We start from the raw sequence: 24,012 nt of genomic DNA on the forward strand, positions 1-24,012 counted from the left end.
GTGATCGAGCAAAAGGCTTGTTAATTCAAGCTTTTTGCTGATAGAATCATGGGCTAATCATTTTTTTCATCCTCTGTCAGCGCGATTTTTATAATGTGTGCGGCTGATACGATGGTTTTGGAGTCAATCGTGGATTTGATCGCTATTCTTGAGCAAGAAGAAATCCAGCGCCTGACCGGTGGCAAACTGCCTCCCGAGTTCGGTCCTGGTGACACTGTTGTTGTGAACGTAAACGTGGTTGAAGGTACGCGCAAGCGTGTCCAGGCTTACGAAGGCGTGGTTATCGGCCGTCGCAATCGTGGTCTGAATTCTTCTTTCATCGTTCGCAAGATTTCTTCTGGCGAAGCCGTTGAGCGTACATTCCAGCTGTATTCCCCGCAGATCGCCAGCATCGAAGTCAAGCGTCGTGGCGCTGTACGTCGTGCTAAACTGTACTATCTGCGCGAACGCTCGGGTAAAGCCGCTCGCATCAAAGAAAAACTCGTTCGTCGTTCGGGTAATTAATCCCAAGCGAACAGCGATGCAAAGGCACCCAGGCGGGTGCCTTTGTTTTTATGTGGGATCACAACCGGTTCTTATGGATAAGCCTCGTATCAGGCCCGTTATCGTTCCTGGATTCGACCCTCGCAGCCAGCCTCTGGTTGCATTAGACCCTTTGCCTGAACTGCCTGCTCAGGCTCAGCAACTGGATTTCCTGCGCAGTGCTTTTGCCCAGCCCATACAGTGGCAGGTAGAGCCTTTGTTTCGCAGCTCCTTTTATCCCGAGTTTTTGCCCGGCTCCATGAATGTACGCTCCGCCGTCTGTATTGGCGTGATGCAGCGTCCCGAGGGGCCTACGGTCATCTTCACGCGCCGGGCCATGCACCTGCATAACCATGCCGGGCAAATCAGCTTTCCTGGTGGTCGGATTGAAGCCTCGGATTTGGGGGCGGTAGAAGCGGCCTTGCGTGAGACACAGGAAGAAATCGGTATCGAGCCGCGTTTTGTGCGCTACTTGGGCCAGCACCCTATCTTTGTCACCAGCACTCAGTTTGCGATGCGCCCCGTGATTGGTGAGCTGCAAGCGGGCTTTCAGGTCTTGCCCGACAGCTCAGAGGTAGCCGAGGTGTTCGAGGTGCCGCTGTCATTCTTGCTGGACCCGCGACGCCACCAACTGCACCATGCTGATTTACCCGATGGGGCTGGCCGCTATTACTTCTCTATTCCTTTCGGCCCCTACTTTATCTGGGGCGCCACAGCGGTCTTGATCCGCAATCTCTACCATCATTTGTCCGCCGCCTGGGAGCAGTTGTCCGCAGGCGGAGACACGCGCGCCAAGGGCCTGTAATCGGCGCTTGGGGCCCGTATCAATGATGCGGGTGCCCGTCTTCAGGGCAGCGCCTATATCACTACCCCGTTTCCTTCGAACTTAGTAACGCGGCTTGTTTTCGTGCTCAGCCAGTAGTCGTTGGTAAAGCGCATGACGGTCCGGATGGATAGTGCCTGCTTCGATCGCGGCCAAAACACCGCAACCTGGCTCGTGCCTATGGGTGCAGTTATAAAAGCGACAAGACTCGACGGCATCCCGAAAGTCCGGGAAGCCATGGGCAATGTCTTCCTGCGTCATATGGGACAGGCCAAAGGCTTGGAAGCCGGGGCTGTCGATCAGATCGCCACTATTGGGCAGGTGGTAAAGGCGTGTGCTGGTAGTGGTGTGTCGACCCGCTCCTAAGGCAACGGAGTATTCCTGCGTCAGTGCGCCAGCATCAGGCACCAGGGCGTTGAGCAAGGTGGACTTACCCATACCACTTTGCCCCAGCAGCAGGGTGCGTTTGTTCGCTAGCCAAGGGTCCAGGGTCTGACGGGTCTGCTCAGGTTCCAGCGCCACCATTTCCAGGATGGGTACCCCCAGAGCCGCGATCGGGGCCAGTTTCTTGCGCGCTCGATCCAGGTGCGTGCCCAGATCCGCCTTATTCAGGATGATGACCGGCTTGATATCAACACTCCAGGCGGCGACCAGTGCACGGCCCAGCAAGTCTTCGGAATACGCCGGTTCAGGAGCCACAACAATCAGGAGTTGATCAATATTGGCGGCAAACTGTTTGGTGCGAAAGTCATCCGAACGGTAGAGCAGATTACGTCGCTCTTGCACCCCTTCGATAGAGCCTTCGTTTTTACCTTGCATCAGCACATCAACCTGGTCGCCAACTGCTATCCCGGCTTTCTTGCCGCGTGGAAAGCACTTGATGGTCTGGCCATCGGGCAGCTCGACAAAGTAGTGGCGACCATGGGCGGCGGTCACCAGACCGCTAATGTATTTGGATGTCATGCCAGGCTTTTTAAGTGTCGAATGCGATCAATCGCGTTGGGGTGGCTGTCGTAAAAGGCAGAATGCAAAGGGTCAGGCGTCAAAGTGGCTGCGTTGTCGTTATAGAGTTTAAGCAAGGCGCTGATCAAATCCTGGGCCTGGCTGTGTTGGGCGGCAAAGCTGTCTGCCTGATATTCATCCCGGCGAGACAGCAGGGCACTTAATGGGCCCATCCAGAAGGTGAAGGTAGGCACCACCATAAAGAACAGAATCAATGCCAGGGCATCGTGGGGGCGACCCAATTGGGGAATGACCCCTAGGCTAGTGTAAAAATCCACCTTACCCCAAGCCCAGCCGGCCAGCAGGAAAAAGATCAGGGAGGTAAACACACTGATCAGCAGGCGGCGTTGAATATGCCTATGTTTGAAGTGGCCCAGCTCATGGGCCAGGACCGCTTCCACTTCTTCGGGCTGCAGTTTGTTCAGTAGCGTATCAAAAAACACGATGCGCTTTTGACGTCCCAGGCCCGTGAAGTAAGCATTGCCGTGAGCGGAGCGACGCGAGCCGTCCATCACGTACAAACCATTGGTTTGAAAGCCGCAGCGTTGTGCCAGGGCATTGATGCGGTCGCGCAGCGAGGCATCATCCAGCGGCTTGAAGGTATTGAAGATGGGGGCGATGACGCGCGGGTAGAGCCACAGCACCAGCAAATTAAAGGCCAGCCACAATCCCCAGCCATACCAGGGCCAAGATGGACCCGCCCAAGTCATCAGGCTGAGCAGGGCGGCACACAAGGGCGTGCCCAAAATCAGCACGATAAGCAGCGTCTTGGCCAAATCAGCAAAAAACAGGGCGGGTTTCATGCGGTTAAAGCCAAAGCGGGCTTCCAGCACAAACTTGCGATACCAGGCAAAGGGTAGACCCACGACGCCCATGATGGCCAGTACTGCGCCAATCAGGGCCAGTTGGCGCCACAGCTCGTGGCTGATCCATTCGCCCAGCAAGATGTCCAGCCAGTGCAATCCGCCCAGCAGGGTAAAGCCCACTAAGACCACGGCTTCCACCAGACGCTCGCTGAGGCCCAGGCGTGTGCGCGCAATCGTATAGCGCGCGGCACGTTGGTGGCTATGCAGTCCGATGCGTTCAGAAAACTCGGCAGGCACCTCGTTTTGATGACGATGAACGTGCCGGATTTGCCGCAGCCCTAAATAAAAGCGCAGCAAAACATCCGCAAGCAGGAAGATAATGAACAACAAAGTCAGCATGTGGGCGGCTATATGTAAAATGGGCGTTTTGAGGAATGATTATATGGCGGTTCATACACAGCGTCTGGTCTGGCTCGATATGGAGATGACAGGACTGGATCCGGATAAAGAGCGCATCATCGAAGTGGCAGTCGTGGTGACGGAGGCGGACTTGACCCTGGTGGCCGAAGGCCCGGTTTTGGTGGTCCATCAAAGTAACCAATTGCTCGATGCAATGGATGCCTGGAATAAAGGCACCCATGGTCGCAGCGGCTTGATTGACAAGGTCAAGGCTTCTACGCTGACCGAAGCGCAGGCTGAGGATCAGTTGCTGGGGTTTCTGAAAGAGCACGTACCGGCTGGCAAATCGCCCTTGTGCGGCAACACCATCAGCCAGGATCGCCGCTTTATGTACCGCTACATGCCTCGCCTGGAGGCTTTCTTCCACTACCGCAATCTGGATGTCAGCACCTTGAAAGAGCTGGCTTTGCGTTGGAAGCCAGAAGTGGTTAAAAGTTTCGTGAAACAAAGCCGCCACGAGGCTTTGGCTGATATTTACGAATCCATTGATGAGCTCAAACACTACCGCGAACACTTTATCCGCCTCTAAAAAGAGGGTGGGCTGGACGGGCCGGCAGTAGGCTAAGAACAACTTGGCAATCTGACTCCTGGTCCGTGAAGTGAACGTGAAGGCCAGGCCAAGACCGAGGGAAGCGATTAAGCGCTCCCTCGGTTTTTTTTGTCTAAGTATTTACCCTTAAAGCATCGCTGCTAAGGCCATATGATACGGATTTACGATTGACATCACATTTTTCGTATTAAATAATGAAGCGTATATGGTTTGCGGCTAAACAAACTTTGTTTGGACGCTTTCAGCACAATTACCGGGGATGGTCATGTATGCACAACTTGTAGAGACAGGCGTCAAGCAGGTCCAGGATATCGAACAGATGTCCGACGATGAGCGTCGGTTCCAAGAGCGCATCGATGAGGGTGTCCGCATCGAAGCCAGGGACTGGATGCCCGAAGCCTATCGCAAAACCTTGGTGCGCCAGATTTCTCAGCACGCGCACTCCGAGATCGTCGGGATGCTGCCCGAGGGCAACTGGATCACTCGTGCCCCTTCGCTCAAGCGCAAAGCCATTTTGATGGCCAAGGTGCAGGACGAGGCCGGCCACGGACTGTACCTGTACAGCGCAGCAGAAACCTTGGGCGTGAGCCGTGACAAGCTGGTCGATGACCTGCTGTCCGGCAAGGCCAAGTACTCCAGCATTTTTAATTACCCCACCTTGAACTGGGCCGATATCGGCATGGTCGGCTGGCTGGTCGATGGCTCGGCCATCATTAACCAGATTCCGCTGTGCCGTTGTTCTTACGGTCCTTATGCCCGCGCCATGGTGCGTGTGTGTAAAGAAGAATCCTTCCACCAGCGTCAGGGTTACGACTTGTTGATCCAGATGTGCTTGCACGGTACGCCCGAGCAAAAAGCCATGGTTCAAGATTCGATCAACCGTTGGTGGTGGCCTGCTTTGATGATGTTCGGTCCTTCGGATGCGGACTCCACCAACAGCGCCCAATCCATGCAGTGGAAAATCAAGCTGTTTTCCAACGACGAACTGCGTCAGAAGATGGTGGACCAGACGGTGCCGCAGGCCGAGTACCTGGGTCTGACCATTCCTGATCCTGATCTGCGCTGGAACGAAGAGCGTGGTCATTACGACTTTGGCGAGATCGACTGGGAAGAGTTCTGGGCGGTGATCAAGGGCAACGGTCCCTGTAATCGTGAACGACTCCAAGCCCGCGTCGATGCCCATGAAAACGGCGCCTGGTTCCGTGATGCGCTCGAGGCCCATGCCCAAAAAAAGGAAGCCCTCCGCAAGGTGGCCTGATCAATACGGCTTAGAAACCAGATGGGTTTCTGATTCGATCCGATTCGCAGCAGGCGCTGTCAGAGCGCCGCTGCACAGCAAGGAATTTTCAGTATGAGCAAGAACGATTGGCCCTTGTGGGAAGTATTTATTCGCAGCCAGCACGGCTTGGCACACAAGCACGTGGGCAGCCTGCACGCTCCTGACGCCGAAATGGCGATCAACAATGCGCGTGATGTCTACACCCGCCGCAATGAAGGCGTGAGTATCTGGGTGGTGCGCGCAGCTGATATCGCCGCATCCAGCCCCGGTGATAAAGGCCCGCTGTTTGAACCTTCCAACACCAAGGTCTATCGCCATCCTACTTTCTTCCCAATGCCTGACGGCATCAATATGTAGGAACTGGTATGGACAAAGCCTTATTTTCCTACGCCCTGCGCATGGGCGACTCCACTTTGGTGCTGGCACAGCGCCTGGGTGAGTGGACTGGTCACGGCCCTGCTCTGGAAGAAGAGCTGGCCTGTGCCAATACTGCGTTGGACTTGTTGGGTCAGGCCCGTATGTGGCTGACTTTGGCAGGCGAGACCGAAGGTCAGGGACGTGATGAAGACCGTCTGGCCTATCACCGTGATGTTCACGAGTACGCCAACTTCTTGTTGGTGGAGCGTGAAAACGGTCATTACGGCGAGACCTTGGCGCGTCAGTTCCTGTTTGATGCCTGGCACTGCTTCTTGCTGGAGCAACTGCTCCAGTCCAGTGATGAACAGATTCGTGCCATTGCTCAAAAAGCGCACAAGGAAGTGCTGTATCACCTGCGTCGCTCGACCGATCTGATCGTGCGTCTGGGTGACGGTACACCCGAAAGCCATCAGCGCATGCAGCAAGCCATTGATGAAGCCTGGGTCTATGTCGGCGAATTGTTCCTGGATGATGAAGTCACCCAGGAACTGGCACAACGTCAGGCCGTGCCCTTGATGGCCAGCCTGTGGCAGCCTTGCCTGGAATACATCCAGACCGTGCTTGAGCGTGCAACGTTGCGTTGCCCAGCCGAGCAGGATGCTCAGCACAAGGCCTATCGTGGTGGTCCTCAAGGCCGTCACACAGAAGCGTTAGGGTTTCTGTTGGCAGAAATGCAGCACCTGCCACGCATGTATCCCGACGCCACTTGGTGATCGCCATGACACAGACCTGGAGCACCGAGCAGGTCATGCAAATATTGGCCACGGTACCCGACCCGGAGATTCCCGTGATCTCCTTGTTGGACCTGGGCATTGTGCGTGACGTGAAGTGGGAGGAGGACGTGTGTGTGGTCACCATCACACCGACCTACTCCGGTTGTCCGGCGATGTACGAAATGAGCCACTCTATTGAGCAGGCTTTGCAGCAGGCTGGTATTGAGCAGGTTCGTGTGGATACGAAGCTGTCACCGGCATGGACGACCGATTGGATGAGCGAGCAGGGCAAAGTGGCCTTGCGCGGTTACGGTATCGCTCCTCCGGCCCAAAGTGCGGTTGATATTTCTGGTTTGCTAAGCCAGCCCGAGGCGCCCGTCGTGGCTTGTCCTCAATGCGGATCCACGCATACACGGGTGATCAGCCAGTTTGGCTCCACACCCTGTAAGGCGCTGTATCGCTGCATCAGCTGCGGTGAACCATTCGATTACTTTAAGGCGCATTAGTCCTATGAGTCAGTTTTATTCTCTTCCTGTGGCCTCGGTCTCCCGCAGCACTCGTGATGCCGTGGTGGTGGCCTTTACGGTGCCCGATGATTTGCAGGATGTATTTCAGTTTCGTCCTGGTCAGTACCTGACCTTGCGTACGCACCTGGACGGCCAGGAACTGCGCCGATCCTATTCGATCTGTGCCGCCCCGCACGATCGTTTGCTGCGTGTGGCGATCAAGCGCGTGAACGACGGCGCATTTTCCACGTGGGCCAATAGCCATCTGGAACCGGGTGCCACCTTGGAAGTGATGCCACCGGATGGCAACTTCACCGTGGACTTCGAACCCGGTCAGGCGCATCGTTACGCCGCTTTTGCGGTCGGCAGCGGTATTACACCGATTCTGTCGCTGGTAAAAACCGCGCTGAATACCGAGCCCAACTCCACCTTCACGCTGTTTTTCGGCAACCGTGCTTCCTCGGCCATCATGTTCCGTGAAGAGATCGAGGACCTGAAAAACACCTATATGGAACGCTTCTCGATCGTGTATATCATGAGCCGGGAAACGCAGGATATTGAGCTGTTCAATGGCCGTCTGGATGGCGAAAAAGTGCGTCAGTTGATGCAGCGCTGGTTCGATCCCGCCAGTGTGGATGTCGCCTTTGTATGTGGCCCTCAGGACATGAGCGAGCAGGTTGTCGCTGCTCTGCAGGAAAATGGCCTGGAAAAATCCCAGATCAAGTTTGAGCTGTTCGGTGCCCCCAAAGGCCCACGTGCTTTGCGTACCGGCAATGATGCCCGCAAGGCCCCAGGCAAGGAAGAATGCGAACTGACCATTATTCAGGACGGTATTACTCGCAGCCTGACGATAGACAAAAACAGCAACAGCATTTTGGATGCCGCTCTGGAACAAGGGCTGGAGTTGCCTTATTCCTGTAAGGGTGGGGTTTGCTCTACATGCCGTTGCAAAGTGGTAGAGGGCGAAGTGGATATGGACGCCAACTTCGCACTGGAAGATTACGAAGTAGCCCGCGGTTTCGTGCTCAGTTGCCAAAGCTTTCCGGTAACAGACCGGGTGGTGATTGACTTCGATCAGGAAACCTAAGACCGCAGCGCGATAAGCGGTTTTTCAAGAATCTGGACGCCGGCTTCCCAGCCTGGCGTCCTACTAGTTTCAGGAGCACATTGTATGGCAGCAGATTTTTTCAAAACGCATCAATCAACGCTAGACCAAGCCTTGAGCAGCATTCAGGACCGCACTTTCTGGAGCGCATACCCTGAAAACCCTAGCCCGCGCGTCTATGGCGAAACGGCGGCTCAGGACGGTCAGGCTGCCTTTGACGCATACCGTGACAAGGCTTTTCCTTTGACGCTGGAAGGTGCTCAAGGTGAAGTAGGCAGCGAGCAGTCGCCTTTCGGTTTTGATCTGGGTATCCGTTACCCCAAAGTGCCCGTAGACCAGCTCTTGGCCCAGTCGCAATTGGCATTGGATAGCTGGCGTGATGCAGGTCCCCAGGCTTGGGTGGGTGTCTGCCTGGAAATTTTGAACCGCTTGAACAAGCGCAGCTTTGAAATCGCCCACGCCGTGCAGCACACCACGGGTCAAGGCTTCATGATGGCTTTCCAGGCAGGTGGTCCTCACGCTCAGGAACGTGCGCTGGAAGCTGTTGCCTACGCTTGGCAGGAAATGGCTCGTATCCCCGGTTTGGTTGAGTGGATCAAGCCCCAGGGCAAGCACGATCCCATCCAGATGAAAAAGCAGTTCAAAGTGGTGCCACGTGGCGTAGGTCTGGTGATTGGTTGCTCCACCTTCCCGACCTGGAACGGCTACCCCGGTTTGTTTGCTTCTTTGGCAACCGGCAATACTGTGATTGTGAAGCCGCACCCTGGTGCAATTTTGCCTTTGGCCATTACCGTTGCAATCGCGCGTGACGTGCTGACTGAAGCTGGCTTTAACCCTAACGTGGTGTTGCTGGCCGCTCACGAGCCCCAGGAAGATACGGCACAGCAACTGGCAATGAGCCCGGCTGTCAAACTGATCGACTTTACCGGCAGCAGCCAAAACGGCAACTGGCTGGAAGAAAATGCTCGCCACGCTTTGGTCTACACCGAAAAAGCAGGTGTGAACCAGGTCATTATTGATTCGGTTGAGGACTTCAAGGCCGTTGCTCGCAACCTGGCTTTCTCCTTTGCGCTGTACTCCGGCCAGATGTGTACCGCTCCTCAGAACATCTATGTGCCACGTGACGGTATCCGTACCGCTGATGGCGTGATGAGCTTTGATGAAGTGGCTCAGGGCCTGGCTCAAGCAGTACAAAAGCTGGTGTCCGATCCTGCCCGTGCCGTTGAAATTACCGGTGCTGTGCAAAACGAAGCTTGCGCACAGCGTATTGATCAGGCCCGCCAGCTGGGCATGCCCATCCTGGCCGACAGCCAGACACTGGAGCATCCCGCATTCCCGGGCGCTCGCGTACGTACGCCTTTGGTCCTGCAAGCCCGTATTGATCAGCCTGAGATCCAGCAAGAATGGTTTGGCCCCATCGTATTTGTGGTGCAAACCGATTCGACCGATCAAAGCATTGAAGTGGCTGGTCGTAACGTGATCGAGCACGGTGCATTGACCTTGTCGGCATACAGCACCGATGACGCTGTTACCGCCAAGATCCAGCGCATGGCCGAGCGTTCCGGCGTGTCCCTGTCCCTGAACCTGACTGGTGCTGTGTTCATCAACCAGACCGCAGCTTATAGCGACTTCCACGGCACTGGCGCCAACCCGGCCGCCAACGCGTCCCTGTCGGATTCGGCCTATGTCGCTAACCGTTTCCGTGTCGTTCAGACTCGCTGGCATTTCTAAAGGAGGGTGGCCAGGTGACTGACCAAAGCATTCAATTTCAGCTGGAAAATGGCGTAGCACGCATTACCTTGAATCGTCCCGACAAGCTCAATAGCTTCACGGCCGATATGCACGCTGCCTTGGCTCAAGCGCTGGATAAAGTGGAGCAGTGCGCTGATTTGCGCGTGCTGATCCTGACCGGTAATGGCCGTGGCTTTTGTGCCGGCCAGGACCTGTCCGAGCGTCAGATGAGCGCAGGTGACGCACCTGTGGATCTGGGTGCCACGATCGAGAAATACTACGCACCGCTGGTGCGCCGCCTGCGTGCCTTGGCTGCCCCTGTGGTGGTGGGCGTCAATGGTGTGGCAGCGGGCGCCGGTGCCAACTTGGCGTTGGCCGGTGACATCGTGATCGCCACCCGCTCGGCCAGCTTCATTCAGCCTTTTTGCCGCTTGGGCTTGCTGCCCGATACCGGCGGTACCTTCTTCTTGCCGCGTCTGGTGGGTACGGCACGCGCTATGGGCCTGTCTTTGCTGGGCGATAAGCTCAGTGCTGAGCAGGCGGCGCAGTGGGGCCTGATCTGGGAGTGTGTGGATGATGAGGCCTTCCAAGCTCGTTTGAACGAACTGGCAGCCCATTTTGCTCAGGCTCCGACCAAGGGTCTGGCCTATGCCAAGAAAGCAATTTACGCCAGTGATGCCCATTCGCTTGATCAGCAGTTGGACCTGGAGCGCGATTTGATGCGTGAACTGGGTGCCTCCGAGGATTATCGCGAGGGTGTTAATGCATTCCTGGGCAAACGTGCCCCCCAATTCAAAGGAAAGTGATGCAAAGCAACGCAATGGCTGTTGAAGATCCACAAGCACTGGCTCAACAGGTCAGTGAGCACATGTATGGCAATGACCAGGCATCCCAGGCATTGGGTCTGAGCCTGGACGCTGTGGCGCCCGGTGCGGCCGATATGAGCATGACGGTGCGCGCCGATATGCTCAACGGTCACAAGACCTGTCACGGTGGTTTCATTTTTGCTTTGGCTGACAGTACGTTTGCGTTTGCCTGCAACTCACGCAATGCACCCACTGTTGCGTCCGGTTGCACCATCGATTATCTGGCGCCTGCCTTTGAAGGGGATGTCCTGACCGCCCGTGCGGTCGAGGCGTCTCTGGCAGGTCGCACCGGTGTCTATGACATCGAGGTGGTGAACCAGAACAACAAGCGTATTGCCTTGTTCCGTGGGCGCTCGTACCGGCTAAATGGCACGGTACTGGGCGGAATTGAAAAGAAATAACTTTTTTGATGAAACATACCCTGTGGACCCGGGGGGGTCGGTAGTACCACACCAGCGGCAGGGCAGGAGTAGACCATGACAGCAATTAAAGAACAGGTTGGCCGCGATGCAATTGAGCATGCAAGTGTTGACGAAATTCGCAACTTGCAGCTGGAGCGTCTGAAATGGACGTTGCAGCACGCTTACGAGAATGTGCCACATTACCGGCAAAAGTTTGATGAAGCGGGCGTGCACCCCGACGATTTGAAGCAGTTGTCGGATATTTCCAAGTTTCCTTTCACCACTAAACAGGACTTGCGCGACAACTACCCCTTCAAAATGTTTGCGGTTCCCCGCGAGCAGGTAGCCCGCGTGCACGCATCCAGCGGCACTACCGGCAAACCGACCGTGGTGGGCTACACCGCCAAGGATATTTCCACTTGGGCGGATCTGTTTGCGCGCTCCATGTGGGCAGCCGGCGCACGTCCAGGCGACATCGCTCACGTGGCCTACGGCTATGGTTTGTTTACGGGCGGTCTGGGTGCGCACTACGGTGCCGAGCGTCTGGGTTGTACTGTGGTCCCCATGTCTGGTGGCCAAACGGAAAAGCAGGTTCAACTGATCCAGGATTTTCGTCCCGACGTGATTCTGGTGACCCCTTCGTACTTCTGCAATATTTTGGAAGAGCTCGAGCGTCAGGGTATGGACCCACGTGATACGTCCTTGCGTATCGGTATCTTCGGTGCCGAGCCCTGGACAGGACAGATGCGCCTGGATATTGAAAAGCGTGCTGGCATTGATGCTGTCGATATCTACGGTCTGTCCGAAGTGATGGGCCCTGGTGTGGCGATGGAATGTGTGGAGAGCAAGGACGGCCCGGTGGTCTGGGAAGATCACTTCTATCCAGAAATCATCAATCCGGAAACGGGCGAACCTGTGGCAGAAGGCGAGAGTGGTGAGTTGGTCTTTACCTCGCTGAGCAAAGAAGCTATGCCGGTGATTCGTTACCGTACCCGCGATTTGACTCAGCTGCTGCCACCCACCTCGCGCAGCATGCGACGCATTGGCAAGATTACTGGCCGCAGCGACGACATGGTAATTGTGCGTGGTGTGAACCTGTTCCCGACCCAGGTCGAAGAATTGGTGCTGAAGATGCCTGAGCTGGCTGCCCAATATCAATTGGTATTGAGCCGCAATGGCAATATGGATGAGCTGGAAATTCTGGTTGAAGTGCGTTCCGAGTTCAATCATCTGGACGAAGCTCAGCGCGAACAGCTGGGTCGCCGTTTGAGCCATTCCATCAAGACTTTTATTGGTGTCAGCGCACGAATTCGTGTGCAGTCCTCCGGTATGGTCGAGCGTACGATCACGGGCAAGGCCAAGCGTGTGGTGGACAAGCGCACGTTCTAAGCCCAGCTTGTGTAGATCAAAAACGGCTCTGCTCAGGCAGAGCCGTTTTTGTATTCGGCACTCTCACGGTATCATTGCAAGCTGGTAGGCGGCACATGCCGTTTTTGCTGTATTTTTTATAAAGACATCATGCCTCCAACACTGCCCGGTCTGATTGCCGGCATCGGCACAGACCTGATCCGTATTGAACGGATTGAGCGCGCCTTGGCTCGTCATGGTGAGCGTTTCGTAAAACGCATCCTGGGCGAGCAGGAGCGAGAAGTCTATGCCCGCCGTCAGGCGCGTGATCCGGTGCGGGGCCTGCGTTATCTGGCCACCCGGTTTGCAGCCAAAGAAGCTTTTTCCAAAGCTGTGGGCTTAGGCATGCGCATGCCTATGGCATGGTCGCGCATGCAGACCTTGAATGCTCCCGGCGGCCGCCCTGTGGTGCGCCTGTCTGCGGAGCTGCAAAGCTGGTTTGATGCCCGTTTCGGGGCTGTTCATATTTCCCTGACCGATGAATCCGATATGGCGATGGCCTTTGTGGTGCTGGAAGCCAAAGCGCCTGCCACTCCCTCTTTACCCTTAGCTGAGTCTGATACTAAATGAGTTCTTCCTCGCAAGCAGTATTGCCTCCGGGCCCGGTCATGGTGGACGTGCAAGGCACCGTCCTTACCGATCAGGAGCGCGAGCGCCTGCGCCACCCTTTGGTTGGTGGCGTGATCCTGTTCAGCCGCAACTTTGAAAACCGTGCCCAGCTGACTGCCCTGTGCCAGTCCATTCACGAGGCGCGTAACGAGCCCTTGCTGATCGCGGTTGATCACGAAGGGGGGCGTGTGCAGCGTTTCCGCGAGGATGGCTTTACGACTCTGCCCGCCATGAGTCAGTTGGGCCAGCTCTGGACACGTGATGCGGTCAAAGCAGCCGCCGTCGCAGCCGATACGGGCTACGTGCTGGCTGCCGAGCTGCGCGCTTGCGGAGTGGACATGAGCTTTACGCCCGTTCTGGACTTGGACTGGGGTGTCAGCAAAGTGATCGGTGATCGCTCCTTTCACCGCAGCCCGCGCGCGGTTTCCATGCTGGCTGCCGGTCTGATCCGTGGTCTGAACAAGGCCGGAATGGCGGCGTGTGGCAAACACTTTCCCGGTCACGGCGGGGTAGAGGCCGACTCGCACCATGAAATTCCGGTGGACGACCGTACGCTGGAAGAAATTCTGGACGAGGACGCCGCACCTTACGGTTGGCTGGGCACCTTGCAGTTGCCCTCGGTGATGCCCGCTCACGTGATCTATTCCAAGGTTGATCCTTTGCCCGCTGGTTTCTCGCCGTACTGGATTCAGCGAGTGCTGCGCAAAGCCCTGGCCTATGACGGCGTCATTTTCTCTGATGACCTGACCATGGAAGGCGCCACTGTGGTTGGTGATATTTTGGCACGTGCCCAAGCAGCTCTGGGTGCGGGCTGCGATATGGTGCTGGTATGCAATCGCCCCGATCTGGCGGACGATTTGCTGGCGCGCCTGGATTTCACGATCTCAGAGGAATCGCAAGACCGTATTCGTCGTCTGATGCCCACGACGCCTGCTTTGGACTGGGACGCCTTGCAAGCGGATGAACACTATCAATATGCCCGCGGACTTCAATCTAAAATCCTATCTGTCTGATTTGCCGAATTTGCCGGGCGTGTACCGGCATATCGACGAACAGGGGGAAGTACTGTACGTGGGCAAGGCGCGTGATCTCAAGCGTCGTGTCAGCTCGTACTTCCAAAAAACACTGAGCAGTCCGCGTATTGCCCATATGGTGGCGCGTGTCGCACGCATTGAGGTCACCGTCACCCGCAGCGAGGCCGAGGCCTTGCTGCTGGAAAACAACCTGATCAAGCGTCTGCGGCCGCGCTACAACATTCTTTTTCGAGATGACAAGTCTTACCCCTACCTGATGATTAGCGCCCACCAGGCGCCGCGTATTGCCTATTACCGGGGCAGTACCAGCGGGAAAGGGCATTTCTTTGGGCCATACCCCAACTCTTGGGCGGTACGTGAAACCATACAGATTTTGCAGCGTGTGTTTCGCCTGCGTACCTGTGAAGACAGTGTCTATGCCAACCGCAGCCGCCCCTGTCTATTGCATCAGATCGGGCGCTGTTCTGCGCCCTGTGTAAACCTGATCTCGCCCGAGCAGTATCAAGCCGATGTGCAGCGCGCCATCCACTTCCTGGACGGCAACACCAAAGAAATTCTGGGTGAGCTGCAAGACCGGATGATGCAGGCCTCCGAGGCGCTGGATTTTGAGCAGGCTGCCGCCTTACGCGATCAGATGAAAGCTTTGTCCGCTGTTTTGCAGCAGCAAAGCATGGAGCAGGTCGGCAAAGAAGACGTAGACATCATTGTGGTTCTGAATGCCGGCGGCAAGTTCTGTGTGAATCTGGCCATGGTCCGAGGTGGACGCCACTTGGGCGACCGGGCTTTCTTTCCGACCCAGATCAACGATGACACCCCCAGCGATGTCCTGGCGGCGTTTATCGCCCAGCATTATCTGGAGCGTCGCATGCCACCTGTGCTGGTTTGTTCACACTCCCTGCCAGATGCGGATTTGATGCCCTTGCTGGCGGAGCAGACGGGTGTAAAAGCACGTGTCGTGGTGCGACCCCAGGGAGTGCGCAAGATTTGGCTGGAGCAAGCCACCAAGAATGCAGGTCTGGCTCTGGCCCGTGTGCTCAGTGAGTCCACGGCGCGTGCCGACCGAACCCGAGCGCTGGCGGAAGCCTTGCAGCTGGATCTGGACGAGGCTCAACTGGATACCCTGCACATTGAGTGTTTTGACATCAGCCACACCGCTGGCGAGGCCACGCAGGCCTCTTGTGTGGTTTATAAACACCACGAGATGCAAAACTCGCTTTATCGCCGCTACAACATTGCGGGCATCACGCCGGGGGATGACTATGCCGCGATGCGACAGGTGCTGAACCGTCGTTTCTCGCGGGTTGCCGAAGGTTTAGCCCCACTGCCAGACATCGTTCTGATCGACGGTGGCAAGGGCCAAGTTGAAATTGCCCGCCAGGTTTTTGTGGAACTGGGCCTGGATATTCATGTTCTGGTTGGGGTGGCCAAGGGTGAAAAGCGTAAAGTGGGTCTGGAGACCTTGGTATTTGCCGATGATCGCCCGCCTGTGGCTTTAGGGATAGAGTCTGCTGCACTGATGCTGGTGGCCCAGGTGCGCGATGAGGCCCACCGATTTGCGATCACCGGTATGCGTGCCCAGCGAGCGAAAGCCCGCAATGTGTCACGACTGGAAGATATTGACGGGATTGGCGCCAAGCGGCGTCAGCGTCTGTTGGCCCGCTTTGGAGGTTTTAGCGGTGTTGCGGACGCCAGTATTGATGAGCTTAGTGAGGTTGATGGAATATCCTCTGAACTGGCCGAACGCATTTATCATGCTTTACGATAGGCGAGAGCCTTTGTTTTAAATTAGGTTGGTATCCAAGCTATGCCTTTTAATCTGCCCATTGCCCTGACGTGGCTTCGTATCGTTCTGATCCCCTTGATCGTGGCTTTGTATTACCTGCCCGAGGGATGGTTGGCCGCCGATACTCGGGATCTTTGGGCCGCTGCCGTATTTATTGTGGCTGCGGCAACGGACTGGTTCGATGGCTGGCTTGCCCGTCGCTGGAATCAGACCTCCTCCTTTGGTGCCTTTCTGGACCCGGTCGCCGACAAGCTGATGGTGGGCGCGGCCTTGCTGGTCTTGCTGGACTTGGGCCGTGTTGATGCCTTTATTGCCCTGATTATTATTGGTCGTGAAATCACCATTTCGGCGTTGCGGGAATGGATGGCCAAGATTGGCGCCAGTGGTAGTGTGGCGGTGCATCGCTTAGGTAAATTCAAAACGGCCGCGCAAATGATCGCCATTCCGTGCCTGTTGTATTGGTCCCCGGTGATGGGGCTGCCAACGCGAATCATTGGGCAAGCTTTGATTATTGTGGCGGCGGTACTGACGGTCTGGTCTATGTGCTATTACTTGCAAAAGGCTTGGCCGGAAATCAAGAAAAAGCAAATCTGAGACATATGGCTAATTCACAGACTTCCACGCTGGATGGGATGGGGCCGGATGGTTCGCAGGACTGGCGGGTAATTGGTGTCATTGGCATCGCTCATGCCAGTTCGCACTTTTTCCAGCTGATTCTTCCTACGCTCTATATTTCCTTGGGTCAGGAGTTCGGATACGACTTTCTGACCTTGGGCGGCTTGGTCACCACGTTTTATCTGGTGTCCTGTTTTGGGCAAGCGTCTTCCGGATTTCTGGTGGATCGTATCGGTGCCTTGCCGGTGCTGAAAGTTGGCCTGTCCTGTTTCGTGGTTGCGGCCCTGCTGATTGGTACGGCAACGGGATACGGCATGCTCTTGGCTGCCGCCTTGATTGGGGGCGTGGGCAATGCTGTTTTCCATCCTGTGGATTACTCCATCCTGAACCATCGCGTCAGTCCAGCTCGCTTGGGCCACGCTTTCAGCGCGCATGGCTTGACGGGTAATCTGGGTTGGGCGCTGACTCCTGTCTTTATTACTACGCTGACGATCTACTTTAATTGGCGTGTGGCTGTGTTGGCTGCTGCCGCCTTGATTGCAGCCATTCTGGTGCTGGTACTGTTTAACCGCGAAGCCTTGGCTGGAAAGTCCGCCTCCGGGGGCGCTCAGGCTCGGGCTCAAAGCAAAGAGTCTGTCTGGACGACCTTGTCGACCTTGCTGTCGCGTCCCTCTCTATGGGGGGCATTCCTGTTTTTTGCCTTTGCTACGGCGGCGATGGCGGTGGTGCAAAACTACACCATTCCCATGCTGCACAACACCTATGGCATTGATAAGGTAATCGCGGGTAGCGCCTTGTCTGGCTTCATGCTGGCATCGGCTGCAGGTATGTTTGTGGGCGGCTTTATTGCCTCCACGACACCGCGTTCCGAGGTCATTGTGTTTGTGTCCCTCTGCGTTTCGGGGACTCTGCTACTGATATTGGGCTCAGGTTGGGTCATGCCCTCGTTAGCTTTATTTGTGGTGGGGGCAGCCGGGTTCTGCTCGGGGATCGCTTCGCCCTCTAGGGATATGTTGATTCGCCGCGTTACGCCCAAGGGGGCGACCGGGGCTGTTTATGGTCTGGTTTATTCGGGCATGGATGTCGGGTCTTCGATTGCCCCTGTCGGCTTTGGTTTGCTGCTGGACGTTGGCCTGACTCAGGCACCCTGGTATGGGGCGGCTATTGGCTATTGGACGGCGGCAGGTCTGGCCGTTTATGTGGCTTCTACAGTAGGGCGTGCCACCAAGGCTTGAGCAAGCCGGTTCAAAAAAACTTAGGGCTTTAGCTTGCCCGATAAAAAACCCCAAAAGCACAATTGTGTTTTTGGGGTTTTTTAATGTTTGCCTGGTTTTCTACGCCGTTGTGGCGTTTACCCGCCAAGCCGGAAAGATGAGCGGGTCCTGGAGACAGCTAATACAGATTATTGGCGTGCCAGGCGCGGCTCTTGAACGCTATCAGCATGGCTGCTGCGCCAGGGGTTGATATCTAGTCCACCACGACGGGTGTAGCGTGCGTAGACCAACAGACGCTCAGGCTGGCAGCTTTGCAAAATATCGCTATAAAGGCGCTCGACGCAATGCTCATGAAACTCGGTATGGCGACGCAACGAAACAATGTAGCGCAGCAAGGAAGCGGGATCGATTTGTTTGCCGGTATAACGCACTTGCACGCTACCCCAGTCGGGTTGCCCGGTTACGGGGCAATTCGATTTGAGCAAATCAGACACTAGCGATTCGGTCACGATCTGCGCTTCTGGCAGGCAGCTGAGTAGCCCGCTTTGAGGTGTGTAGTCCTGAATGCTGATATCCAGTTCATCAATAGACTGACCTTCCAGCTTGGCTATGGGCTGACCCTCCAGGGCGCTTAAAGGAAGCAGTGTGACTTGCACCGCCGCACCGGCCACGGCGCTCAAGTCTTGTTCCATGCGCTGAATAAGACTGTCCATATCTTCCACGACCTCATCATTGAAAGAATTCAGATAAAGCTTGAAGGATTTGGATTCGATGATACGCGGGCTATTCCAAGGAATGACAAAACGGGCCAAGGCCACAACCGGCTTGCCCTTAGGATTGAGCCAGGAGATCTCGTAGCCATTCCAGATATCGGCGCCATGCCACTGCTCAGGAACATGGAGGGACTGACGGTTTAAGGCGCGTTCAATACCAAACAAGACACTGGGATCGTACTTTGTGGGATAAACCACATCGTGCCCAAGAGGCGAATCTTTAAGAGGGGAGGTGTTGCTCATCGGCGGGTGCTGCATGAATAAATCAGGAAACCGGTGTAGCAAACAGGCGCCCACCGGGCGATATAAGGACGATTATCCCACATTGTGAAATCCTTGTCTCAGTATGCAAAAAGAGGCTGCGGCGGTGCACTGTTTTTCATTTCACAAACAGGTAAGTCATTTCATATCTCGAAATTAATTATTTATCTATATGATTTTAAATAGAAAAATAATTACTCTTATATAAGATAGAAAACATGGTTGCAGTGCAGCATTTGGGTAGACTGTAGTCATCTTGTTTCACTGTTAAATCCTACCGAGGAGTCCATCATGAATGCTCGAGAAACTGAGATCCGCAATTTGCAAAAACGCTGGGCAGAAGATCCACGCTGGCAAGGTATCAAGCGTGGTTACACCGCTGAGGAAGTTATCCGTTTGCGTGGTTCTCTGGTCGAGGAGCACACACTGGCTCGCCGTGGTGCAGAGCGTCTGTGGCAGTCCATTAATCAAGAGCCGTTTGTAAATGCATTGGGTGCCTTGACCGGCAACCAGGCCATGCAGCAGGTCAAAGCTGGCCTTAAAGCTATTTACTTGTCGGGCTGGCAGGTTGCAGGTGACGCCAACAGCGCGGGCGAAATGTATCCCGATCAGTCGCTGTACCCCGTCAACTCCGTGCCGTCCGTAGTGCGTCGTATCAACAATTCGCTGGCCCGCTGTGATCAGATCCAGTGGATGGAAGGGGTAAACCCTGGCGATGAAGGTTATGTCGATTATTTCGCTCCTATCGTGGCCGATGCTGAGGCGGGTTTTGGCGGCGTGCTGAATGCGTTTGAGCTGATGAAAGCCATGATTGCTGCCGGTGCTGCTGGCGTTCACTTCGAGGACCAATTGGCATCGGCCAAAAAGTGTGGTCACTTGGGTGGCAAAGTGCTGGTGCCCACTCGTGAAGCTATCTCCAAACTGGTTGCCGCCCGTCTGGCTGCGGACGTGATGGATGTGCCCACTATTCTGGTTGCCCGTACCGACGCGGATGCTGCTGACCTCATCACCAGTGATGTGGACGAGTACGATCGCCCCTTCATTCTGGAAGAGCGTACGGTTGAGGGTTTTTTCCGCACCCGTGCTGGCTTGGATCAAGCCATTGCTCGTGGCCTGGCTTACGCCCCTTATGCAGATCTGGTCTGGTGCGAAACCTCGACGCCTGATCTGGAGTACGCACGTCGCTTTGCAGAGGCCATTCATCGCCAGTTCCCCGGCAAGATGTTGTCCTACAACTGCTCGCCCTCGTTCAACTGGAAAAAGAACCTGGACGACGCCACGATTGCCAAATTCCAGCGCGAGCTGGGTGCTATGGGCTACAAGTTCCAGTTCATCACCTTGGCCGGTTTCCACGCACTGAACTACGGCATGTTTGAACTGGCCCACGGCTACGCCCGTAACCAGATGAGCGCCTTCGTTCAGTTGCAGGAAAAAGAGTTTGCCGCAGCACCCCTGGGCTTTACCGCTGTCAAGCACCAACGTGAAGTGGGTACGGGCTACTTTGATGCTGTCACTCAGACAGTTGAAGCCGGTAAGTCCTCGACTACAGCATTGGCTGGCTCCACAGAAGCCGAGCAGTTTGCTGCCTCCGAGGTATAAGCAGGATAGGGAAGGGTAGATAGCCTCTTCTCTGGTTGCAGGCAGCCCACCGTACGCTCCAGTCGGTGGGCTGCTTTTTTATGGGCGACAGTTTGACTGAGGCTAAAAAAACAACATTTTTCCGTCAAGGAATTCTAAAAATCTCAAGCGTAAAGATAAGAGTTTCAGCAGAGCAACGAAGTGGCCTAGCAGTCATGAAGTTCGGTGTGCGAAGGCCGGTGGCGCGGGTGCCAGCCCTAGTCAATTTTTAAATTTAAGATTGAACTATTTGTGAACTGATTGGCATTCTCAGAGCCCATGAAAACTGTCATGGAAAGCCCTGATAATCAAGACGATCGGAGAGGAAATAGGCGTGGTAGACTTCAGCCGCACTAGGTGCTTGTGCCAAAGTGTAAACCGCAACTTTTGCGGCAGATGATTGCAAAGACAAGCAGGTCTGGCAGCAGTTTTGCAAGACCGTGTGGAGGTAGGTTTTGAACAGGCTTGAATCACAGCACAAAAGCTGAGGCAAATTGAGCCTGGTTCGTCCTGATGAAGAAGAAAAAAAAGGCTGCGGATAGCAGCCTGAAAGCATTGAACAGTTAGCGCCGTGTTGGGGGGGTAACGGCCTGAACAAGATGCATAAGGACAACGATATAGGATCGAAGCAAAGTCGTATTGATTTAAATCAAGAATGAAGAAATATCAGTGGCTTATAGTCCTTCCATGCGCGCATATTCGATTTTTTCTCTTCCCAAGCCTCTCACTGATGAACAGCGGTCGCATCGGCGGCACACGCTAGCCCGTTTGGGCTTGGCCTGGCTGGCCGCGATGCAAGTGATGATGTTCGCTTTTCCCGGCTATATGCGCTCCTTCAGCAGCACGCCTGAAGATATTGAATCCTTGTCGCAGGTCATTGTGCTCATGAACTGGGCCGGTTTGTCTTTGACCATGCCCGTGGTGCTGTACTGTGCCTGGCCCATTCTGAGAGGGGCCATCAAGAGCTTGTCCGAAGGCCGCGTCGGCATGGATGTGCCAGTTGCTCTGGGTATCGTCGGGGCTTTTCTGCCCAGCGTACTCAACACCTGGACGCATCAGGGTGAAGTCTATTACGACTCGGTCACCATGTTTGTCGCCTTCTTGCTGACGGCCCGTTATCTGGAACTGTGCGCGCGCCAGTCCGTGACGCAGTCTGCCTCGCATGATTTGATCGAGCGTTTTCGTCAGTCCGTGACGGGCCATTCCGATACTCTGGCTTTTTGGTTCGTCAGCATTCAGTTGGTGCTGGCCGCTGCTTTTGGGCTGGTCTGGTATTGGATGGACCCCTCGCACGTTGTGCCGGTAGTCGTGGCCATGCTGGTCATGAGCTGTCCCTGTGCCATGTCCATGTCGGTGCCTTCGGCTGTGGCTGCCGCCCATGCCGGTTTGCTGGCACGACCCGCCACCAATGAATTTGAAGTTGTGCAACTGACCCAGCAAACAGGGCGCATCGCCCGTCAGAACTTGTATGGGTCTATCGTCTGGCATTTGCTCATGACGCCTCTGGCGGCTTTGGGCATTGTGGCTCCCTGGCTGGCCGCCATCAGCATGCTGGTGTCCTCGCTGGCGGTAGCGGCGAACTCCTGGCGCATTTATCGCAGTCGCACCCGCGAGGTGCCTGCCCAGTGGACCGGCCCTGCCGCAAGGCAGAGTTGATATGTTCGGCTCTTTGCTGGTCCTGATTCCTGTCTCTATCTTTTTGGTTCTCGTTATTGGCATCGCGTTCTGGTGGGCGATTTTTGCTGGCCAGTTCGAAGATGCCAACAAGGCTGCAGACTCTATCTTGCTTGATGATGACTCCACCGTGAGTCTGTCCCGCACAGAGCGTCCACCCGATACCTGATACCTCCTGATTTGTTTTTGAGCCCTGCATATGGTCGGCGACACACAGTCTGCAGGGCGGAAACACGCGCGAGTGCGTGCTTTCCGAAGTTTTTTGATAAGCATCAAGTGGCGGATTACCGACTTGCTGGATGATGTACGTTGTTGTCGCTTGTATTAACAGTATTTGTTTAGGGGAAGCAAATGGGCACTTCCGATGCAGTCGGAAATAACGCCGAAGTCTTCAATTACGGGATAGTGAGGCAGTTCGCCATCATGACCGTATTTTGGGGCGTCATCGGCATGGCAATAGGCCTCTTTATTGCCTTGCAGTTGATTTGGCCAGAACTCAATTTCGACACGCCGTGGCTCAGTTATGGACGTCTGCGTCCATTGCACACGAACGCCGTGATTTTTGCCTTTGGTGGCACCGGCTTGTTCGCAACATCCTACTATGTGGTGCAGCGTACCTGTCAGGCCCGTTTGTTCTGCGACAAGCTGGCAGCGTTCACCTTCTGGGGTTGGCAAGCGGTGCTGGTTGCTGCGGTCATTACGCTGCCTATGGGTTACACCAGCTCCAAAGAGTACGCCGAACTGGAATGGCCCATTGACATCCTGATCACGCTGGTCTGGGTGGCTTACGCCGTGGTGTTCTTTGGCACGATCGTCAAACGCCGTGTGCGTCACATCTATGTGGCCAACTGGTTCTTTGGCTCCTACATTGTGACCATTGCTGTGCTGCACATTTTCAACAACCTGGAAGTGCCTGTCAGCTTCATGAAGTCCTACTCGGCCTACGCCGGTGTACAGGATGCGATGGTGCAGTGGTGGTACGGTCATAACGCTGTGGGCTTTTTCTTGACCACATCCTTTTTGGGCATGATGTACTACTTCATCCCCAAGCAGGCTAACCGTCCTATTTACTCGTACCGTTTGTCCATCGTTCACTTTTGGGCGCTGGCCTTCACGTACATGTGGGCAGGTCCTCACCACTTGCTCTACACCTCCTTGCCAGACTGGACCCAGTCCCTGGGTATGGCCTTTTCCCTGATTTTGCTGGCTCCTTCCTGGGGTGGCATGATCAACGGGATCATGACCTTGTCGGGTGCCTGGCACAAGCTGCGTACCGACGCCATTCTGAAGTTCATGGTGGTGGCATTGTCGTTCTACGGTATGTCGACGTTTGAAGGCTCCATGATGGCGATCCGTACCGTCAACGCCTTGTCGCACTACACCGACTGGACCATTGGCCACGTGCACTCCGGCGCTTTGGGCTGGGTTGCCATGATTACCTTCGGCTCCTTGTACTACCTGATCCCGCGTCTGTACGGCCGTACCGAAATGGCTCGTCCTCGTTTGATCGATCTGCACTTCTGGCTGGCTACCCTGGGCGTTGTCTTGTACATCGCTGCAATGTGGATTGCCGGTGTCATGCAAGGTCTGATGTGGCGTGCTACCGGTGTTGATGGCACCTTGACCTACAGCTTTGTGGAAGTGGTGAAGGCTACGTATCCCTTCTACGCCATTCGCGCTCTGGGCGGTGCCTTCTTTGTGACCGGTATCTTGATCATGTCCTGGAACGTGTTCCTGACAGTTCGTTCGGGTCAAAAAGGCGTCAACCCAGTTGTGCCACTCAAGAATCCAGATGCCCGCGACCCAGCGCTGGTGGGTCAAACCACTTTGCTGGCCTAAGGAGTA

General features: G+C 55.4%; 24 protein-coding genes. 21 read left to right on the top strand and 3 right to left on the bottom strand.

Annotation, left to right across the window (positions count from 1 at the left end; translation table 11 throughout):
• The first annotated feature begins 129 nt into the window (after positions 1–129).
• Positions 130–504, top strand: a complete 375-nt coding sequence (gene rplS, locus AC1RSM_RS02605) for a 50S ribosomal protein L19 (protein ID WP_189390916.1) — start codon at positions 130–132, stop codon at positions 502–504.
• A gap of 151 nt (positions 505–655) precedes the next feature.
• Complete coding sequence (locus AC1RSM_RS02610; RefSeq protein ID WP_492931421.1) at positions 656–1,327, top strand: NUDIX hydrolase; 672 nt, start codon at positions 656–658, stop codon at positions 1,325–1,327.
• 81 nt (positions 1,328–1,408) lie between these two features.
• Here the strand turns inward: AC1RSM_RS02610 and rsgA are convergent, their stop codons facing one another.
• Together rsgA and AC1RSM_RS02620 are read right to left on the bottom strand one after the other, a co-directional pair.
• Positions 1,409–2,308: a ribosome small subunit-dependent GTPase A gene (rsgA, locus tag AC1RSM_RS02615; protein ID WP_492929199.1), complete on the bottom strand. Its 900-nt coding sequence runs from the start codon at positions 2,306–2,308 to the stop codon at positions 1,409–1,411.
• The gene (locus AC1RSM_RS02620) at positions 2,305–3,552 is read right to left on the bottom strand and encodes a M48 family metallopeptidase (protein ID WP_492929201.1); all 1,248 of its coding nucleotides are present in this window, start codon (positions 3,550–3,552) and stop codon (positions 2,305–2,307) included. The genes rsgA and AC1RSM_RS02620 overlap by 4 nt, the downstream gene beginning before the upstream one ends.
• A gap of 43 nt (positions 3,553–3,595) precedes the next feature.
• On the opposite strand from AC1RSM_RS02620, the gene orn reads away from it, so the two are divergent.
• The 15 genes from orn to AC1RSM_RS02695 all read left to right on the top strand — a co-directional run bounded on the left by orn (position 3,596) and on the right by AC1RSM_RS02695 (position 17,863).
• Entirely contained in the window at positions 3,596–4,141 is a 546-nt protein-coding gene (gene orn / locus AC1RSM_RS02625) for an oligoribonuclease (RefSeq protein ID WP_492929202.1), read from the top strand.
• Between the two features lie 286 nt (positions 4,142–4,427).
• Positions 4,428–5,420 (top strand): 1,2-phenylacetyl-CoA epoxidase subunit PaaA, encoded by a 993-nt coding sequence (gene paaA, locus AC1RSM_RS02630; RefSeq protein ID WP_492929204.1) that lies wholly within the window; start codon positions 4,428–4,430, stop codon positions 5,418–5,420.
• A 93-nt stretch (positions 5,421–5,513) separates the two neighbouring features.
• Positions 5,514–5,798 (top strand): 1,2-phenylacetyl-CoA epoxidase subunit PaaB, encoded by a 285-nt coding sequence (gene paaB / locus AC1RSM_RS02635; RefSeq protein ID WP_003799192.1) that lies wholly within the window; start codon positions 5,514–5,516, stop codon positions 5,796–5,798.
• 8 nt (positions 5,799–5,806) lie between these two features.
• Positions 5,807–6,571 (top strand): 1,2-phenylacetyl-CoA epoxidase subunit PaaC, encoded by a 765-nt coding sequence (gene paaC, locus AC1RSM_RS02640; RefSeq protein WP_492929207.1) that lies wholly within the window; start codon positions 5,807–5,809, stop codon positions 6,569–6,571.
• A gap of 5 nt (positions 6,572–6,576) precedes the next feature.
• Entirely contained in the window at positions 6,577–7,077 is a 501-nt protein-coding gene (paaD, locus tag AC1RSM_RS02645; RefSeq protein ID WP_492929209.1) for a 1,2-phenylacetyl-CoA epoxidase subunit PaaD, read from the top strand.
• A 4-nt stretch (positions 7,078–7,081) separates the two neighbouring features.
• Positions 7,082–8,164, top strand: coding sequence for a 1,2-phenylacetyl-CoA epoxidase subunit PaaE (gene paaE, locus AC1RSM_RS02650; RefSeq protein WP_492929212.1), 1,083 nt, complete (start codon positions 7,082–7,084; stop codon positions 8,162–8,164).
• Positions 8,165–8,248: 84 nt separating this feature from the next.
• A complete protein-coding gene (paaN, locus tag AC1RSM_RS02655) occupies positions 8,249–9,913 on the top strand; it encodes a phenylacetic acid degradation protein PaaN (RefSeq protein ID WP_492929213.1) in 1,665 nt (554 codons plus the stop codon).
• A gap of 14 nt (positions 9,914–9,927) precedes the next feature.
• The gene (gene paaG / locus AC1RSM_RS02660; protein WP_492929215.1) at positions 9,928–10,719 is read left to right on the top strand and encodes a 2-(1,2-epoxy-1,2-dihydrophenyl)acetyl-CoA isomerase PaaG; all 792 of its coding nucleotides are present in this window, start codon (positions 9,928–9,930) and stop codon (positions 10,717–10,719) included.
• Positions 10,719–11,180 (top strand): hydroxyphenylacetyl-CoA thioesterase PaaI, encoded by a 462-nt coding sequence (gene paaI, locus AC1RSM_RS02665; RefSeq protein ID WP_492929217.1) that lies wholly within the window; start codon positions 10,719–10,721, stop codon positions 11,178–11,180. The genes paaG and paaI overlap by 1 nt, the downstream gene beginning before the upstream one ends.
• Before the next feature lie 75 nt (positions 11,181–11,255).
• Positions 11,256–12,569: a phenylacetate--CoA ligase PaaK gene (gene paaK / locus AC1RSM_RS02670; RefSeq protein ID WP_492929218.1), complete on the top strand. Its 1,314-nt coding sequence runs from the start codon at positions 11,256–11,258 to the stop codon at positions 12,567–12,569.
• A gap of 129 nt (positions 12,570–12,698) precedes the next feature.
• On the top strand, positions 12,699–13,157 hold the full coding sequence (gene acpS / locus AC1RSM_RS02675; protein WP_492929220.1) for a holo-ACP synthase: 459 nt from the start codon (positions 12,699–12,701) through the stop codon (positions 13,155–13,157).
• Positions 13,154–14,209, top strand: coding sequence for a beta-N-acetylhexosaminidase (gene nagZ / locus AC1RSM_RS02680; protein ID WP_492929222.1), 1,056 nt, complete (start codon positions 13,154–13,156; stop codon positions 14,207–14,209). Before acpS ends, nagZ begins: the two co-directional genes overlap by 4 nt.
• The gene (uvrC, locus tag AC1RSM_RS02685) at positions 14,172–15,995 is read left to right on the top strand and encodes an excinuclease ABC subunit UvrC (protein ID WP_492931423.1); all 1,824 of its coding nucleotides are present in this window, start codon (positions 14,172–14,174) and stop codon (positions 15,993–15,995) included. Before nagZ ends, uvrC begins: the two co-directional genes overlap by 38 nt.
• A 39-nt stretch (positions 15,996–16,034) precedes the next feature.
• Entirely contained in the window at positions 16,035–16,607 is a 573-nt protein-coding gene (pgsA, locus tag AC1RSM_RS02690) for a CDP-diacylglycerol--glycerol-3-phosphate 3-phosphatidyltransferase (protein ID WP_492929225.1), read from the top strand.
• Positions 16,608–16,612: 5 nt separating this feature from the next.
• Positions 16,613–17,863, top strand: a complete 1,251-nt coding sequence (locus AC1RSM_RS02695; protein ID WP_492929228.1) for an MFS transporter — start codon at positions 16,613–16,615, stop codon at positions 17,861–17,863.
• 167 nt (positions 17,864–18,030) lie between these two features.
• Here AC1RSM_RS02695 and queF read toward each other — a convergent pair whose 3' ends face one another.
• Positions 18,031–18,858 carry an NADPH-dependent 7-cyano-7-deazaguanine reductase QueF gene (gene queF, locus AC1RSM_RS02700; RefSeq protein ID WP_492929229.1) on the bottom strand — a complete coding sequence of 276 codons (828 nt, stop codon included), beginning with the start codon at positions 18,856–18,858 and terminating at the stop codon, positions 18,031–18,033.
• A 309-nt stretch (positions 18,859–19,167) separates the two neighbouring features.
• On the opposite strand from queF, the gene aceA reads away from it, so the two are divergent.
• The 4 genes from aceA (at position 19,168) to ccoN (ending at position 24,006) form a co-directional block, all read left to right on the top strand.
• The gene (aceA, locus tag AC1RSM_RS02705) at positions 19,168–20,475 is read left to right on the top strand and encodes an isocitrate lyase (RefSeq protein ID WP_492929232.1); all 1,308 of its coding nucleotides are present in this window, start codon (positions 19,168–19,170) and stop codon (positions 20,473–20,475) included.
• A gap of 705 nt (positions 20,476–21,180) precedes the next feature.
• Positions 21,181–22,149: a hypothetical protein gene (locus tag AC1RSM_RS02710; RefSeq protein ID WP_492931425.1), complete on the top strand. Its 969-nt coding sequence runs from the start codon at positions 21,181–21,183 to the stop codon at positions 22,147–22,149.
• A 1-nt stretch (position 22,150) separates the two neighbouring features.
• On the top strand, positions 22,151–22,336 hold the full coding sequence (gene ccoS / locus AC1RSM_RS02715) for a cbb3-type cytochrome oxidase assembly protein CcoS (protein ID WP_492929234.1): 186 nt from the start codon (positions 22,151–22,153) through the stop codon (positions 22,334–22,336).
• Positions 22,337–22,518: 182 nt separating this feature from the next.
• Positions 22,519–24,006 carry a cytochrome-c oxidase, cbb3-type subunit I gene (gene ccoN, locus AC1RSM_RS02720; RefSeq protein WP_492929236.1) on the top strand — a complete coding sequence of 496 codons (1,488 nt, stop codon included), beginning with the start codon at positions 22,519–22,521 and terminating at the stop codon, positions 24,004–24,006.
• Positions 24,007–24,012: the final 6 nt, after the last annotated feature.

It is taken from the genome of Alcaligenes sp. GW821-FHT11D07 (assembly GCF_058808495.1).